The organism is Paenibacillus sp. GXUN7292 (assembly GCF_050864975.1).
Taxonomy (GTDB): Bacteria; Bacillota; Bacilli; order Paenibacillales; family Paenibacillaceae; genus Pristimantibacillus.
Genome location: NZ_JBOZWO010000038.1, coordinates 40761 through 58396 on the forward strand (window position 1 = coordinate 40761; position 17636 = coordinate 58396).

12 protein-coding genes are annotated in these 17636 nt (G+C 46.1%); 5 read left to right on the plus strand and 7 right to left on the minus strand.

Annotated elements, in window-relative coordinates:
- Positions 1 to 21: 21 nt before the first annotated feature.
- Positions 22 to 1041 (plus strand): DUF2804 domain-containing protein, encoded by a 1020-nt coding sequence (locus ACRRU2_RS23120; protein ID WP_432505332.1) that lies wholly within the window; start codon positions 22 to 24, stop codon positions 1039 to 1041.
- Between the two features lie 758 nt (positions 1042 to 1799).
- On the opposite strand, the gene ACRRU2_RS23125 is transcribed toward ACRRU2_RS23120, so the two are convergent.
- The 7 genes from ACRRU2_RS23125 to ACRRU2_RS23155 form a co-directional block, all read right to left on the minus strand.
- The gene (locus ACRRU2_RS23125) at positions 1800 to 3089 is read right to left on the minus strand and encodes an ABC transporter substrate-binding protein (RefSeq protein WP_432505334.1); all 1290 of its coding nucleotides are present in this window, start codon (positions 3087 to 3089) and stop codon (positions 1800 to 1802) included.
- Between the two features lie 29 nt (positions 3090 to 3118).
- Positions 3119 to 3862, minus strand: a complete 744-nt coding sequence (locus tag ACRRU2_RS23130; protein WP_432505336.1) for a response regulator transcription factor — start codon at positions 3860 to 3862, stop codon at positions 3119 to 3121.
- 5 nt (positions 3863 to 3867) lie between these two features.
- Complete coding sequence (locus tag ACRRU2_RS23135) at positions 3868 to 5655, minus strand: cache domain-containing sensor histidine kinase (protein ID WP_432505338.1); 1788 nt, start codon at positions 5653 to 5655, stop codon at positions 3868 to 3870.
- Positions 5656 to 5687: 32 nt separating this feature from the next.
- Entirely contained in the window at positions 5688 to 6980 is a 1293-nt protein-coding gene (locus tag ACRRU2_RS23140; protein ID WP_432505340.1) for an ABC transporter substrate-binding protein, read from the minus strand.
- A 211-nt stretch (positions 6981 to 7191) separates the two neighbouring features.
- Entirely contained in the window at positions 7192 to 8013 is an 822-nt protein-coding gene (locus ACRRU2_RS23145; RefSeq protein ID WP_432505342.1) for a carbohydrate ABC transporter permease, read from the minus strand.
- Between the two features lie 24 nt (positions 8014 to 8037).
- A complete protein-coding gene (locus ACRRU2_RS23150) occupies positions 8038 to 8958 on the minus strand; it encodes a carbohydrate ABC transporter permease (RefSeq protein ID WP_331700678.1) in 921 nt (306 codons plus the stop codon).
- A gap of 63 nt (positions 8959 to 9021) precedes the next feature.
- Positions 9022 to 10353, minus strand: a complete 1332-nt coding sequence (locus ACRRU2_RS23155) for an extracellular solute-binding protein (RefSeq protein ID WP_432505344.1) — start codon at positions 10351 to 10353, stop codon at positions 9022 to 9024.
- A gap of 240 nt (positions 10354 to 10593) precedes the next feature.
- Between ACRRU2_RS23155 and ACRRU2_RS23160 the strand changes: the two genes are divergently transcribed.
- The 4 genes from ACRRU2_RS23160 to ACRRU2_RS23175 all read left to right on the plus strand — a co-directional run bounded on the left by ACRRU2_RS23160 (position 10594) and on the right by ACRRU2_RS23175 (position 17536).
- The gene (locus ACRRU2_RS23160) at positions 10594 to 12177 is read left to right on the plus strand and encodes an FAD-dependent oxidoreductase (RefSeq protein WP_432505346.1); all 1584 of its coding nucleotides are present in this window, start codon (positions 10594 to 10596) and stop codon (positions 12175 to 12177) included.
- A 142-nt stretch (positions 12178 to 12319) separates the two neighbouring features.
- The gene (locus ACRRU2_RS23165; RefSeq protein WP_432505348.1) at positions 12320 to 14233 is read left to right on the plus strand and encodes a hypothetical protein; all 1914 of its coding nucleotides are present in this window, start codon (positions 12320 to 12322) and stop codon (positions 14231 to 14233) included.
- A 40-nt stretch (positions 14234 to 14273) separates the two neighbouring features.
- Positions 14274 to 15125 (plus strand): MurR/RpiR family transcriptional regulator, encoded by an 852-nt coding sequence (locus ACRRU2_RS23170; protein ID WP_331700674.1) that lies wholly within the window; start codon positions 14274 to 14276, stop codon positions 15123 to 15125.
- A gap of 116 nt (positions 15126 to 15241) precedes the next feature.
- The gene (locus ACRRU2_RS23175; RefSeq protein ID WP_432505350.1) at positions 15242 to 17536 is read left to right on the plus strand and encodes a helix-turn-helix domain-containing protein; all 2295 of its coding nucleotides are present in this window, start codon (positions 15242 to 15244) and stop codon (positions 17534 to 17536) included.
- The last annotated feature ends 100 nt before the right edge of the window (positions 17537 to 17636 follow it).

The following is a 17636-nucleotide window of genomic DNA, read 5'->3' on the forward strand; positions in this document are numbered from 1 at the left end:
TAATTTGTCAGGAGGATGAGGATGACGGCGCGGGAAATAGTAGAAGCTGTGGCAATGTGCGACCAGCAAGGCAAGCTTTCGCCGGACGGAGTAGGCTGGGCAAGGCATCCGATTATAGCATGCAATGTAAGAGGGAGTTTGTTTCGCAAAAAAAAGTGGAACTATTGGTGCGTAACGAGCCCGCGGCTATTATTTTCAGCGACGATATCCCATTTGGATTATGCGGCTGTTATTTTTATTTATGCGCTTGATCTTGCTACTAAAAAATTTCAAGAGAAAACAGTCGTTGTTCCTTTTGGTAAAGGCTGCAATATGCCTGATGAGGTGTATGCCTCTGTCCGGTATGAAAGTCCGCAGCTCGCCATCGCCTTTGAGGAATTGGGCGGCAGCACCAGCATTAAGGTGCACTGTCCGAGCTTCGGCGGTTTGAAACAGCCCTTTACAGCGAGCCTTCTTATCGAGCGTCCGCAGGATCACGAATCTCTCAATGTCGTTATTCCGTGGAGCAGGGAGAGATTTCAATTTACTTCCAAGATGGAAGCGCTGCCTGCATCCGGCACGATACATTGGCATGAGGAAACGTATTCGATATCCCGGACCGATAGCTACGGCTGTCTCGATTTTGGCAGGGGGAAATGGCCATACCGTGCAGAATGGAATTGGGGCGCTGCCTCAGGCCGGGCTGATGGCAGGACGATCGGCCTCAACTTTGGAGGCAAATGGACGGATGGTACCGGGCAAAATGAAAATGGTTTTGTTGTGAACGGCAGGCTGCATAAAATTCACGAGGATATGATTTGGAACTATAATCAGCAAAATTATATGGAGCCGTGGCATTTGGAAACGAAGGGCACCGATAGAGTGAAGCTGCGCTTTGATCCTATTTTTGAACGTATAGCCGCAACCAATGCTGTTATTATTACATCAAAGGTTCATCAATTGATAGGCACATACAGCGGTTATATCGTTGATGACAGCGGAGAAAAGATTATAATTTCTAATTTGCTTGGCTGGGCAGAAGATCATGCTGCCAAGTGGTAGCGGCGTGAGTGCGATGAGGTGCTGTGCCTGTAGTTACTTAGAACCGCATGAGGAGCTTTCATTGCTCATCGAAGGAAGGTAGATGTGAAAAGTGTGGTTCAAACGTGTATATCAGGTATCAGGCTGTTGAGAAACTTGTCCGGAAACTCTAACGAATGTTAGGAGGGTGTCGATTCATTGTGGGCAACGATTGGCAAGCAAAAAGAAAGGGTAACGAAGAGCAAGATTGCGAATGGAGAAGCGGCAGCGTCCGCCTTTGTTGACCAATTTTAGCTTCCCTAGCTAACTAACTGGTCAGTCGTTCCGCTATACTCCCAAAAGAGCAGTTTTGAGTCGGTAAAGTGACAGGCGTTCCGTTATTGATCCATATATAGCAAATAAAGCTCCCTTTCGAGCCGATTAGCGGAACGTGTGACCGCGAAATTAAAAAAAACGCGTTTTTGAAGCAAATAACGGAACGTGTGTCCATGTCGCGATTCATGTGCGCAACGCTTGATAAGCAATGGGAAAGGGGGAAACGGAGAGCAAGATTGGGAATGGAGAATCGGCAGCGTCCGCCTTTGTAGGTCAATTTTATCCTTTACAGGGGTTGCTTCATCAAAAAATTGGACTACATCAGCGGTCGGAATCCCAAACTTGATCGTAGCAGCCTCCCTTTAGATTGCTTATTGCCCTATCCACAATTAATCGACACCCTAGCCAGCTTCGTTAGAATTATTACTCAACAGCCTGGCATACAGCACCAACTGAACAGGCAGTTATTCAATTTGCTGCAGCAAATGGATAATTTCCTCCTCGGTGATTTGCTCGGAGCCTGCAATTTTCATAATGGCGTCAAGCAGCAGCTGTGAGCGGCTGTCATCCAGATCCTGGTCGTAGAAGCGGAAATAGGTTTTAGGCGTCTCATTAGCAGCTTTAATATATTCATAGACAGCGGCGTTCATATGAGTAGGGTCTACCTCCAGCTGCTGCAGCGAGGAAGGAGAGCCTGTCTGTTCTACATATAACGTCTGTTCCGGCATGCTTAGCATATGCATCAGAACCTCAAAGGAAGCCTCCTGATTTTTATTTCGAGCAATCGCCCATCCTACCGAATAGCCGCCGTAGTAGTCATTATATTGCTTTGCCTGCTGAATGGAAGGGAAGGGCAAATATCCAATGGCCGGATTGCGCAGCAGCTTTTCTGTCGCCCAGTCTCCTTGCAAATACATGGCTGCATCTCCTTCAATAAAGGCTTCTTCCGCCGCAGCAATATCCAGTCCGAGAAAGCCTGTCATAAATGCTTTACGGTCAATCAGCTCGCGAAACAATAAGGCCGCCTCTACGAAGCTGCGCTCTGTAAAATTGTCTGCCCCTTTTGCTGCGCGCTCGAATGGCGAGGCGCCTCCTATGCGGTTGGATAAATAGGCGAACCAATGCAGTAGCGGCCAGCGCTCCTTGCCTGAAATCGCTATCGGCTCGACTTGCTGCTCTCGCAGGACAGCAACAGCATGAAGCAGCTCATCCCAAGTAGCAGGCGGCTTCAGCTTGTATTTTGCAAACAGCTCCTTATTGTACCAGAGCATAACCTTATTGAGAGAAATCGGTATGCCATAAATACGGTCATAGTACTGTGCGCTATGCAGCGCTCCCCGATAAAATCGGCTGCTGAGCTCAGGATCGTTTTCTAACCATTCCGTCAAGTCTGCTACAATTTGCGAATCGACCATATATTTAAACGGCTCTCCCGACCAATAGTAGAAAATATCAGGCAGCTTGCCTGACATCATGGCAACACTCAATTTATTTTTATAGGCTTCTATCTCATAAAAATAAGGTACGATTTGGATGCGCGATTGGGATTCATTAAACCGCTGGATGCTCTCCTCCCAATGCTTTTGACGCTTGTCATTCGTATTAATATTCCAAAAGGTGACTTTAGTAGGGTTGCTGACCGTTCCTCTATTTTTTTCATTGACATTAATTGATGGGGAAGCGGAACAGCCGATTGCCAGTATTAAAATAAGCAGTACAGAAAGATTTAGTAGTCGATTCGGTTTCTTCATCATAAGCAGCTAATAAACACCTCGCTTTCCTGCTAGCCCTTGCGAAATTGTTTTGGGGTAATCCCTTCATTCATACGAAAGGCTTTTACAAAATATTTGGAGGAGCTGAAGCCGGCTGCTTCCGCTATTTCATAAATTTTGTTATCGGTGTGAAGCAGCAGCTGCTTGGCAAGCTGCATGCGGCGGCTGGCGATATAATCGCTAAAGGTCATGTTGAGCTCCTCCTTGAACAAGACGGACAAATAACCGGAGCTGAGATGAATATGATCAGCGACCTCTCTGATTGTAAGGCTCGGCTCGGACAGAGAGCTGTGAATAAACTGCAGCGCTTTTTTCACAAATTCATTTTTAACTACTGGAGTCAGTGCTTTATCCTTATCGATCGTTGGTTGACGCGCCTTCGCTTGCAGCGCCTGCTTCACAGCACTGACCAGCTCTGCCGGCTCCACCGGCTTCAGAATATAATTGACAGCTCCAAGCGACATAGCTGAACGCGCATATTCAAATTCTGCATATCCGGTAAGCAGAATGGAAGTAATATCTTGTCCATCGTCCTTCATCGCTTGCAGCAGCTCAATGCCGTCCAGCCCGGGCATTTTAATATCGGTAATAAGCAGGTCGATACGGTGCGTTCGTGAAAACTCAAGCGCTTCGACCCCATTGGCAGCGCTGGTCAGCGTATGCTGCCCCTGCGACCATTCCATCAAAGTATTTACGATGCCTCGTCTGGTAGGCAATTCATCCTCAGCGATCAGAATAACAGGACTGCTTAGCATTATAATCAGCTCCTTATTGGAATAATCATGGCAATGTGCATCCCTTCACCTGGTGAGCTTTTTAGCTGTAAACTATAATTGGTGCCGAAATACAGCTTGAGCCGGTGTTGAACGTTGAGCAAGCCTAAGCCTGGCGTTTGCGCATGAGCGGCCGATTCAGCCTGCAATCTGCTCCGCAGCTCTGAAAGCGCATCCAGTTTCATGCCCAGTCCGTTATCATTAATTTCAATACGCACGTGGGCCTTGCCATGAATATGAACAGGCAGTGCGTTAATCGCAATATGTCCGCCTTCAACGCGAGGCTCGATGCCATGCGCAATCGCATTCTCGACAAGGGGCTGCAGCATCAGCTTGGGCAGGGCTAGCGTATGCAGCATTTGCTCAGAGTGCACCTGCCAGCTTAATCGAGGGCCAAGCCTGTAGCCCATAATTTCTAAATACATGCGGCAGTGGTTAAGCTCATCGTCAAGCGTCGTCCAGTCATCGTTTGATGTGGAACGTATTGAGTATCTAAACAGCCTGGACAGAGCGATGACCATTCTTGCGCCGTCCGTTTCTTTTTTTTCTACGAGCATCCAGTGCAGTGATTCCAACGTATTAAATAAAAAATGCGGATGAATTTGCGCCTGCAGCATTTTAATTTCGGCTTGATTTTTCAGCCGCTCCTTTTCATAAACCGTTTCAACCATATCATGCAGCTCTTGAACGAGCTTATTGTAGGACAAATTCAGTTCATTCATTTCAAAATTAAAATAGTGCTCGTTGTTAGGTTCAGGCAAGGTGCTAAGCGTAGACCTCATTTTGGAGCGCAGCTTAATAATTGGCTTAGTAATTAAACTGGACAGCGCGCCTACTAACAGAAGGCAGATTATAATGCTGACCGAGACTGCGAAAATAATGGCCTTTTTTAATACAAGCAGTCCGCCTGTGATCGCTGTTAGCGGCACAAGCATCAATATGGACCAATTCGTTTCATTGGATTGCCGGATAATTTGCAAATAGTCCGTGTTATTAATTCGTACAATGGGCGAGGATACAGCAGCCTCCCCGGATTGTCCGGCAGTAGTTTGAACGGCCAGCTTCTGCAGCTGCTCGGCGTCAAGCAAAGCTTGCGAGCTCGCAGCGACGAGCTTGCCGCGCTGATCATATAAATACATGGTGCCGCCCTTGAAGGCTGAAAACTCGGTATGAAAAAAGCTTAGCAGCGCGTCAGAAATTTTTACAATAACGTACCCGCCAGCTGCAAGGTAGTCCTGTTGAAGACGAATTTGCCTCACAGCCAGCAAGTGCTTTTCATCTTTATGGCGATTGCTGGTCCAGACGAGCTGGCCTTCGCGCAAATTGGCAAAGGTGGCCGCTTCCTGTCCGATGCGAATAAGAAAATTTTGATTTTCCAGCGGATAGAAGGGATCTTCGCCAGCGTACAGCTCAATACTTTCGATTTGCCATGAAAATGCCATCAGATGATATAAAATGGGCCGAACGGACAGCTTGTCTTCAATGGACACCGCTTCTCCGACATGCACCTTGTATAGAAGGTCTTGAATGCGCGGATCTGTAATCAGCTGAAGAGTAAGGGCATCGACCTGGGCAAAGACAGCATCGAGCCTTGCGCTTGCCTGCTCGGCAGTAGCTCCGACATATTGCTCGGCTTCGCGGACAAGCTGATCGGACAAGGTACGGTAAAGATATCCGCCGGCAATGGAAAGCACAATGGCAATGACGGTTAAAAAGCCGAGCAGTATCTGTACGCGCGTACGGTTTAAGCGAAGCAATGTGACTAAGCGTGACATGATTACCCCTCCTCACTGTCTGACATGTACGGCTAGCGCAAAACCTCTTGAGCGAGCCTTTCCATTTGAGCAGCCGCTTCTTCAGGGGTAAGCTCATTGCCGAGCAGCGCCTGTGTTGTATCCTTATGCAGCTCGGCCAGCTCAGGAGGCAGTGTCTGGTCATAGAAGGTTTGGACACTTGTTGCGGAGGTCATCATTTTGTTCAGCTCCCGGGTAAAGGGATCAGAATATTGTACGCCTTTTATAGCGCTGATGAGTCCTGCGTCGTCAGCCATCCTTTGCGCAAGCTCCAAGGAAGTCAGCGATTGGATTAACGCGACAGCTGCTTCAGGATGCTTAGAGTTGGCGGAAACGGAAAAGACAGGCGAAATGCCGCCAACGATGTCTGTACGCTGACCCTCGCCGCTTGCAACAGCTGGAAAAGGAAAGATACCGAGTTTTTTTTCAAATTCAGGCGCCTCGTTACGGACGTTGTTAATATAATTGGATGTTTGAATTTCCATGGCCGCTTTGCCAGAATAGATCAGCTGGCGGGACTGCCCCGCGTCATATTGCAGGTTGTTGAAGCCGGGGCTAAAGGCATTTCGCTGAACCAGCTCTTGTAAGAGCCGGCCTGCCTCGATATAAGCTTCATCATCGAAGCCTCGCCCGTTGCGCTCGAAGGCCTCGGCAAAAACTTCATTTCCGGCTATACGATTGGCAAAGTACATTAAAAATAAAGCAGCCGGCCATTTCGTTTTATTGGCTAGCGCAAACGGATATATTTTCTCGGCATTCAATTTATCGATTATAGTTAGCAATTCCTCATATGTTGCAGGAATTTCAAGTCCATGCTTGGAAAAAATTTCTTTATTGTAATAGACAGGCACAACGGTCATTGCAAGCGGCGCTCCATAAATTTTTTCGTCGAAGGTTGCTCCTTTAAGAGCGGCAGGTAAAAAAGCATCGGTATTTATATTATTCGTAAGCTCAAGCACCTGTCCCGCTTGAACGTATTGCTTCAACGAGCCTTCACCCCAGGAATGAAAAACATCCGGCGGATTGCTGCCGCCCAGCGCTAATTTAAGCTTTGACTTATAAGGATCGTTAGGAATTTGTACGATATCAATTTCAATATCACGATGCTCCTCCATAAATTTTTCAACCTGCAATTCAATCATATCTAATCGTTTTCCCGTTTCAATTAACCACAGGACCAGCTTTTTTGTTTCTGCTGCATCTTGGTCAGGTGGTAGATCGGGAATGTTCTCCGTTTTTGAAGAGGTGCCTCCGCATGAGGTTAATAAGGCAAGGAGAATACAAATGGCAGCTGCCGACTTTTTCATGGCTGTCAATCAGTCCCTTGTTAGAAATTTGAAAAGAAACGCTCAAGCTAATTCAAGAGAGAAGCCTCTATCTGACCTCCATTGTAGTCGCAGTTAAATCAGCTATGCAATAGGTATTGTAAACAATGGATAATTTTCAAAAGTGAACAAAAAGCCAGCCTCCGCTCCTCGTTGGAGCAATAAGCTGACTTATAAGCATAAAGCAGAGCGGCTACCCTTTCACGGCGCCGGCGGACAAGCCTTTGACGACCTTCTCCTGCGCGGTAAAATAGGCAATTAAAAGCGGCAGGGTGCCGAGTGTAATCGCGGCCATAATACCAGGAATATTAACGGAGAATTCACCGTAAAATGCGCGCAAGCCTAATGGCAGAGTCATTTTGGAAGGGGTAGTGATCAAAATAAGCCCAAACACAAACTCATTCCAAATATGAATGAAGTTATAAATTCCGATCGTGGCAATCGCCGGTGTCAGCAAAGGGAAAATAATGCTCCAAAACAGCCGGGCATGCGTGCTTCCGTCGACGATGGCGGCTTCGTCAAGCTCTTTTGGAATTTCCTTCACAAATTGCGTCAATATAATAATGGAAATCGGCAGGCTAAAGGCAACATAAGGCCCGGTCAGCGACCAAAGCGAATCGTACAGACCGATTTCTCTAGTCAGAACATAGACAGGAATTAAAGTGGTATGAACCGGAATCATCATGCCGGCGAGAAATAGAAAGTAAAGCGGACGATTCAGTTTAAAGCGAATGCGTGATAGCGGAAAGCTTACCATTGCCGATGTTAAAATAACAATTACGACGCTTATAATGGATATGAGCAGGCTGTTTACAAAATAGCGGTCAATCCCTAACTCAAATACTAGCTTATAATTTTCCCATACAAACGTTCCCCAAAGGGAGGTAGGGCTTTCGAAAAAATAAGCCTGCGTTTTAAAAGAGGTAGCAAGCATATATAAGAAGGGATAGCCGGTAAAAAATAGAAACAGCAGTGCCACAGCATACAGACTGATTCGTTTGAAGGCAGATAGCAACAGGATCAATCCTTTCTGAATGAACTATTCATCGATCTTGTTTCTTGTCCGGTCCAGCATAAGAATGAAGATAGCGACGACAAAAGCAATGATGAACATGGAGAAGGAGACAGAGCTTGCATAGCCCATATTGAATTTGGCGAAAGCTTGCTTGTACATGTAGGTTGCCATTAGCTCTGTTCTGCTGTCCGGACCGCCTTCAGTCATAACGAAGATGAGATCAAAATATTTCAGTGAGCCGATAACGGAAAGTACACAGGAAGTAATAATGGTAGGCTTGATAAGCGGCAATGTAACGAGCCAAAATTTCTTCCAGCCGCTGCATCCGTCAATTTCGGCAGCTTCATATATATCATCTGGAATGCCAGACATAGCCGCACGGAATAGAATCATATAAAAGGGTGTAAACTGCCAGCATATTGTAATAATGACTGCAATAAATGCTGTTTTGGGATCGCCGAGCCAGCCTTGCTGCCAGGCCCCAAGACCGATTGCTTCCAGGAAGCGGTTCACAATGCCGAAGATAGGGTCATAAATAAATGTCCATAGAATACCAAGCGCAACAGTGGACATTAATAAGGGCAAAAAGTAAACTGTGCGGAATAAACGCATCCCTCGAATAGGCGCAAACAATATCAATGCCATGACAAGTCCGAGCGGGATTTGAGTCGCAACAGAGGCAACTACAAGAACCAGATTGTTGAAAATCGTTTTTAAGAAAACTTTATCGCTGAATAGGCGCACATAATTATCAAAGCCAATAAAGGTTTTATCCGCCTGAATGCCGGTCCAGTTGAATAAGCTGTAATACAGGGTGGCAAAGATCGGATAGACAACGTAAAGCAAGTAAATGAGCAAAGCTGGCGCGATAAATGAGATTAAAAAGAGGCCATATTGCTTCTTATTGCTTCCATGCTGCTTTGTGACGGTCTGTTCGGTGCTCATAACGTACGTCCAGCTCCTTCCGTTAGAGGCGAGGGGAGAAATCTCCTCCCCTCGCGCCATTCGTTATTTCAATAAATCTTGTGCAAGCTGCTCCATTTGCTTGGCGGCTTCTTCGGGAGTAACAGACAGCCCGAATAGCGACTGAGTTGTATCCTTGTGAAGCTCCGCCAGCTCAGCAGGAAGTGTCTGGTCATAGAAGGTTTGCATAAAGGTGGCAGAAGTGAGCATATCGTTCATTTCTTTCGTGAATGGATCTGAGTAATTTACGCCTTGTATCGCGCTGATCATGCCGGCTTCGTCTGCCAACTGCTGGGCGAGCTCCAATGAGGTGAGCGCTTGAACAAGCTTCAAAGCTTCTTCCGGATATTTCGTTTTTGCAGCTATTGAAAATACGGGCGAGATTCCGCCGACCAGATCGGTAGCTTTGCCTTTTCCGCCATCGATAACAGGGAATGGGAAAATACCGAGCTTCGCTTCAAATTCTGGCGCTTCGTTACGGACATTATTAATGTAGGAAGCGGTTTGAATTTCCATCGCAGCCTTGCCTGTGTATAGCAGCTGACGAGATTGTCCAGTGTCATATTGAAGCCCGTTAAAGCCCGGGTTGAACGCATTGCGCTTCACCAGCTCTTGAATCATTTCCCCTGCCTTTACATAGGCTTCGTCATCAAAGCCGCGTCCATTGCGCTCATAAGCTTCACCGAAGATCTCGGAGCCAGCTACGCGATTGGCAAAATACATAAGGAAAAAGGCAGCCGGCCATTTCGTTTTGTTGGCCATAGCAAATGGAATGATTTTTGCCTCGTTAAGCTTATCTACGACAGCTAGCAGCTCATCGTATGTTTTTGGTATTTCGATACTATGCTTTTCAAAAATTTCTTTATTGTAAAATACAGGTACGAGCGACATGGCCAAAGGCACGCCGTAAATTTTATTATCGAACGTTGCTGCGCCAAGCGCTGCAGGAATATAAGAGCTTTCATCGATCTTGCCCGTCAGCTCAAGCACTTGATCGGCCTGCACGAATTGCTTCAGCCAGCCGCCGCCCCATGAATGGAACAGATCAGGCGGATTGCCGCCGCCCATCGCTACGGATAGTTTTGTTTTATAAGGGTCATTCGCTATTTGAACAACTTCAACCTCGATATCTTGGTTCTCATCCATAAACTTTTTAACGGCTGCCTCAATAATCTCTTGACGTTTGCCGGATTCAATAAACCAAAGCGAAAGCTTTTTCTTTTCTCCATTTAATGCGGGCTGCTTTTCAGGCTCTTTTGTCGCTGGGCCAGTTGCAGCAGGAGCAGTGCTGCTGGCAGGCTTTTCACTGCCGCTAGAGCCACAGGCGGCAACAAACAAAAGCATAAGAGCACAAATAATCGTTAACGATTTACGCATGAGTAGGAACCCCTTTCAACAAATCGGTTTTATTTTGATAGCGCTTTCATTCTATCATGACCAAGAAACAAGACATAAGGCACTTTGAACATGCAAAATACCACTTTGGTCATATGTTTATATAAAGTTGACTTTTTCTCCAAAACTAAATAGTATAAAGAATATAATCTCCAATTTTATAGCTGATGCATTTATTATTTTGAAAAACAAATCTATTATACACTTTAAGGAGTTGCTAGAATGACTACGCAGAACGTTACGAAGGCTGATATTGTAATCATCGGGGGCAGCTTGGGCGGCTGCACGGCTGCATTATCGGCTCTTAAGATGGGCAAGCAGGTCATTATGACGGAGGAGACGGATTGGATTGGCGGACAGCTGACGAATCAGGCGGTGCCGCCAGATGAGCATAAATGGATAGAATCGTTTGGATGTACGAGGTCCTATCGTAATTTCCGCGACAATATTAGAAAGTATTATAAGGATCTATTCCCCGTTACACAAAAAGCGAGGGAGAACGACCGCCTTAATCCCGGCACAGCCAATGTAAGCCGGATTAGCCATGAGCCGCGTGCAGCGCTGCATGTACTTACTGAGATGTTGGCACCTTATGTGAATAGCGGTAAGCTTTCGATTATGACAGAGCATATTCCAGTTCATGCGGAGACGAAGGATGACGCGGTAACAGCAGTAACGGTTCAAGGGCTGCGCACAGGCAAGCAGCTCGTGCTGCAAGGCGCATACTTTATAGATGCGACGGAATGTGGAGATTTGCTCCCGCTGGCTGGCGTAGAGTACGTAACTGGCGCTGAATCGAAGCAGGACTTGGGCGAGCCGCATGCGGTAGACGGACCGGCTGAGCCGCAAAATATGCAGGCGTTTACGTACTGCTTTGCGATGGACTACATCGAAGGCGAGAATCATACGATTGAACGGCCGGCGGAGTATGACTTTTGGAAGGATTACCAGGCTCCGTTCTGGCCAACCAAGCAATTAAGCTGGTACGGCCTTGTGCCGCATACGCTTGAGCCGATTGAATATTCCTTGTTCCCGGAGCCAGGCCGCTTCTCGCTATGGGAGTATCGTCAGATTATTGATAAGGACAACTTTGAAGAAGGCACTTATGACAGCAGCATTACGATCGTAAACTGGCCGCAGAACGACTATTGGCTAGGCTCGATTATTGATGTAAGCGAGGAAGAAAGACAGCATCATCTATACATGGCCAAGCAATTGAGCCTATCGCTTCTATATTGGATGCAGACGGAAGCGCCAAGACCTGATGGCGGCAAAGGCTATCCTGGCCTGCGGCTTAGAAAGGATGTTGTCGGAACTGAGGATGGCTTGGCTAAATATCCGTATATTCGCGAAGCGCGCCGAATTCAATCCTTGTCTACAGTAACGGAACAGCATATTAGCGCGCAGCCGGAATCGCCGCTCACCGCAGCAGTACCGTTTGAGGATTCTGTCGGCGTGGGCTGCTACCGTATAGATTTGCATCCGAGCACAGGCCTTAATACATTTATCGATATATCTGCCTATCCGTTCCAAATTCCGCTTGGCAGCCTCATTCCAGTTCGCGTGAAAAACGTGCTGCCTGCAAGTAAAAATATCGGAACGACTCATATTACGAATGGCTGCTACAGAGTGCATCCTTCGGAATGGAACATTGGCGAAGCAGCGGGCCATCTATCGGCTTACTGTATGACAAAGCAAGTTACCCCAAAAGAAGTAAGGGAAAACAAAGTCTATTTGACAGAATTCCAGCAGCTGCTGAAGGATCAGGGCTTTGAACTGGAGTGGCCGCATACACACTCCGTATAATAAGAATGGCAAAGCCGCTCCTGCAAAGAAACAGTCAGGGGCGGCTGTTGTGCTTCTTTATGGACAAAATTGCAATATTAAATCTGTTGCGTATACTTTATTTATTATATAAATCGAAGAAGACGGGATGGTAGGCAAAGCGATGAAGAAGATAGCTGTTATAACTTCAGGCACTAGCGATTTGCTTGATGCGATCAAGCTGCAAAAGCTGGCCGTTGATGTCATAGAACCGCGCAGCATTCCAGCTGTAGATTTTGAGCAATATGACGCCATTGCGATGCTTGGCGGAACGGACAATAAGCCGATGCTGCTTAAGGCTGCCGAACGTATTATTATAGAAGCGCAATTGCAAAAGGGAAAAAAGGTTTTTGCCGAATATGTTGCGAGCATTGGGCATGTATACTGCGCGCAGCCGGAAAGCACGCAGTTTCGCAGACTGGTATTCTGCTCTGAGGACGTTCAAATCGAAGGGCTTGAGCTTGGCATGCTGCTGGAGGATCAGAGCGGCATGCGCATCAAGCCGCATGATATTGCGTGCAGCCATAACGTGCCGATTTTGCAATATACGACGGTACACGCTCATGACCGAATAGAGCTGCCTTCGGATTTCCATAAGCATATTTCGGACCGGGCTCTATGGTTCGAGAATCAGGGTCAGCTGCTTGTATGTTCGTTTAGGCTCAGTTCTTTTATTAGGGCAAGGTTTGCGCCAAGAGCACGAATAGAGAAGATCGTTGCGTTTATTATGGAGTGGCTGACCGGGCAGCCCTGCGATTTGGAGCAGCTTCCCCAGAGCTACACAACTGGAAGTTTGCGCGCGGATTGGACGATCGATCAGCACGCCATGTATGCTGCGCAGCTTGCAATGGGCTGGTTTGAACGCGCTAACATCGTTAGAAATAATGGGTTAGAAGGCGCAATTGAAGGGCTCGGCTCTGAAATTTATTGTGACGGAAGCCAAAAAATAAACAGCGTACAGCGGGCGGATTGTATTGGCGAAATATCTTTTGCCTATTATATGGAGCATCTTGTTCATGGCCGTTCAAGCAGCCTTGAGTTATCCAATCAGCTTTATCAATACATGATAGACCACTTTGTATGCAAAGAATGGGGACCTTTTCGCGGTATGATGCGCTGGACCGAGGAGGCTTGGGGAGTTTGCTATCAGGATGATGTGGCAAGAGCTATTATTCCGCAGCTGCTCAAACAGCTTTATGAGGATAAGGATGACGAGCTGCCTCAAATTTTTCAAATTTTAGAGTTTCTAGTGCAAACGACGGGCGTTGACGGCACTCGCATTATGCGGACAGACAATAAGGATCTGACCAATGCCGCTATTGCACAGCTAAGCATGGAGCCGGGTAATTTGCCGAGCGCTCATTACAATGGTTATTATATAGCAGCACTGCTGTTGGCGTACAAGCTTGGCGGCAAGCAGTCATTTTTGGATACCGCACTAAGAGGTCTTGATACGATTATGAATGTGTATCCGAACACGACGAGAGAGCAAAGCGAGACGCAGGAATATTGCCGTTTGATATTACCGCTCAGCTGGGCTTATTGGGTGACGGGGGCTGACCGATATAAAGATTGGCTCTATCAAGTAACGCAGGATTTACAAAAATTCCGGCATTCGTCTGGCGCTTATTTGGAGTGGGACAGCGGCTATACAGCGGTTATGCGCAACGAGGTCGGCGAAGGCGAAAGCTCCTTGCTTGCACATAACGGAGATCCTGTTGTAGATTTATTATATTCCAACAACTGGCTGCCAGTCGCATTTATGCAGGCTTATTTTGTAACGAAGGATGACGATTTCCTCCGTTTGTGGGAGGAGCATGCCAGATTCATCGTTCAGGCGCAAATTCATAGCGATAATCATTATATTCATGGCGCTTGGGCAAGAGCGTTTGATGTAAACCTGAAGGAAGTGTATGCTTCTCCTGCCGATGCTGGCTGGGGGCCATGGGCGATAGAATCAGGCTGGACGGTTGCTGAAATAGCAGCCGGACTTATGATGGGGCTTGCTCGCGATCAATTAATCGAAAAATACAGATAAATAGCGGATGATTTTTGTTGAAGGAAGGATGATCGCATTCATGCAAAGTGTAGGAGCTACGCTTCTTAACATTCAAAGCCATTATAACGGACTTACGAAAACGGAACAAAAGGCAGCAAAATATATTTTAGATCATGCGCAGGATGTTATTTATTACTCTGTTACTGAGCTGGCTGAAAAAGCGGATGTCGGAGAGACGTCGGTACTGCGCTTATGCCGCAAGCTGAAGTTTAAAGGGTTTCAGGATTTCAAGCTGTCGCTCGCCCAGGATTTGGTGCGCCCGACGGACCATCTGCATAACGAGGTGACGGAGCAGGATGATCCGGCTGCGCTAAAGCATAAAGTGATTTCCACTCATTTGCAAATATTGGAGCAGACCAGAGAGCTGCTGAATCGGGAGCAGCTTGCCAAAACGATCGATCTTATAACTGGAGCTGAAAGCATTCATTTCTTCGGGGTAGGCTCGTCAGGATTATCGGCAGCACAGGCCGCCCATAGCTTCTCACGAATCGGTATTAGAAGCTATGCCAAGCAGGATACACATTTTCAGGCGATTGAAGCATCTCTAATGGATGAGCGTTCCGTCGCGATTGGCTTGTCTATTTCCGGCAGCACGAAGGATACAATCGACAATTTGCAGCTTGCCAAAGCAGCCGGCGCTAAAGTTATTGCGATTACAAGCAATGCGCGTTCGCCGATTACGAAGCTGGCCAATCATTCGCTGCTTATGGTTGCCAAAGAAAATCCGCTGCAGGGCAGCTCCATGTCGGCCAAAATTTCTCAGCTTGCCATAATCGATATTTTAAACGTAGCAGTAGCGCTGCGTATGAAGGATGACGCGCTTAGAAACCGTGAGAAAACAGCAAAAGCGATATCTGACAAAATGTTCTAAAACGAACCATTTCAAAAAATTACAATAAAAACTTATTTATTTTGCATCAAAACAGGTGCGAAGTAAATAAGTTTTTTGTTATTCTAAGAAGGTGCACCTAGAATAGGGGGATTAGAATGAAGAAATCTGTCTACTTGCGCTTGCTGCTGCAAATCACGATAGTTGTCGTTGTAAGTATTAGCTTGCTGGCATCCTTGCTGTACAACTATACCTCCAATTTGCTAAAAGAAGAAATTGTGGGAGCCAATAATGAGCTGCTGCTGCAAACAAGCAAAATAGTCGATCAGTCATTATATGAGGTGCAGCAAATGACAACCGCGCTTAGCTTGGATTCGAGCGTGCTTAAATCTGTTATGCTGCCTTGGAATTTAGATGATGAGTACCGCTTTTTGATGGAAACGTCAAAAACGTTTGATACGCGTTTAACCTCATCTAATTACATTCATTCTATTTATTTGTACAGCGCTCAAAATAAAAAATTAATTTCCAGCGAAGGGATTACAGAGCTGGACAGCTTTTCCAATCGAGATACGCTAGAGCGCTTTCTTAACTCCAAGCTGACATCGGCTTGGGAAGCTACGCAGGTTAAGTCGGTAAACAGAGATGAACATTTTATTAGTTATATGGTAAGCACGCCGCTTAGAAATCAGAAAAAATTAGGCGCGCTAATGATTAATTTGAAGGAAGATGTGCTTTACAACGCAGTAGTAAATACGAATAATCGCAAGCTTGGCAATGTGGCCATTTTGAATGACGAAGGCGAAGTATTGTCTTATAAAGATAAAAGCATGCTGCTTGACCGATTCGACTGGATCGATATGTCAGCGTTTTCAAACAGCAGCGACGGCTATTTTATGCAAAAGATCGACGGTAAAAAAATGTTTATTACGTATTTGCGCTCTCCGTTTAACGATTGGATTTACGTCACGATTAACCCTTATGATGATTTGTTCCAGCGCTCCTACGAAGTAATTACGATGACGATCCTTATAGCCGGGATTGGACTAGTCGTTGGTCTGCTGTTTGCGCTTATTATATCGAAAAGTCATTACCGTCCAATTCGCAGCATGATGCAGGCGCTAGGCATTCATATGGATAAACGCGAGAAGCATCAGGATGAGTTCAGTTATATACGCAAATCAATCGACCATATTCAGCTTGAAAATGAAGCGTTTCGTCAAAGATTTCAGGCTCAGGAGCTATTGCTGCGTGATCATTTGCTGACAAATCTTCTTTCGGGCAAACTATCGGATGAAGAGGCTACAAGCGATCAGCTGCAGTATTACGATATGGATTTGGGCTCTGCCAATTATATCGTGCTCGTTTTAAGAGCTCATCTGGTTACAGGTGACGCTGTACAGATGGATGAAAAGCTGAAAAACTGGGTATATTTTCATATCAGAACCATTTGCGAAAAGCTGATTGCTGAAACTTATAAGGGCGCTTATATTGCTGCTTATCATAAGCATGACGTGCTTATTTTGCACCATGAAAATTGGCAGAGCGATGAGCGGCAAACGGAGGAAATGAAGCGCTTCGCCGCTAAAATACAGCAGCAGGCTGCAGAGGAGATTGAGCTTATCGATGTCATTACGATCGGAATAGGCGGCAAATATGAAAGGCTGACCGATATTCATCTTTCTTATGAGGAAGCAGTCGAAGTATTGCTTTATGAGAAAATATCCGGAAAAGGAAGTATTTTGTCCATTCATGATCTGAATGTAAATCGCGCTAACCGCAATTCATTTATTAATTATCAGCAGTATATCGATCGTTTGACGGGCGAGTTGAAGACGGGAAGTTTTGATAAGGCGGTTGCGACAAAAGCGATGATTTTGAATCAAGTGCAGCAGGACGAGCAATCGGGCATGTATTTGAAAAATATAATACTTTCCCATTTATTCAACGCGCTTGTTAAAGTTAGAATTGAGCTGTCGCTTCCCGAGGAAGAAATCGAGAGCAGCACCTGGCATTATGAATTTATGAAGCTGAAAACAACGGAGGATATAAGCAGCTACCTGCTGCGTATTATGGAGGGCATTGCTAAAAGCCTGGAGGCAAGAAGCAGCTCCAAGCATTCCGAGGTTATGATGAAGCTGGTTGCGTATATTCGTGAGCATTACAGGGAGCAGCTCAGCCTGCAAATGGTGTCTGATATGATTTTTATGAACAGCAATTATGTATCGAAGCTGTTTAAGGATACGACAGGCATGACGTTTATCGATTATTTGACCGATATTCGCTTCAAGGAAGCGTGCCGCCTGCTTGCAGAGACGGATTATTCGATTAATGAGGTGGCCGAAATGTCAGGCTTCAGCAATAAGCAAAGCTTGAATCGCACGCTGAAAAAAATGACGGGCTTAACTCCGACAGAATATCGCAACAGCGAAATTGAAAAACGGCTGCAATAGCCGTTTTTTTAATTTTTAACATAAGGTTACAAGTAAATGACCGGGATGCTGCTGTCGTTAAGTTTGAGCGGAGGGTCGCTGTTGCCTTCAATAAATCGAT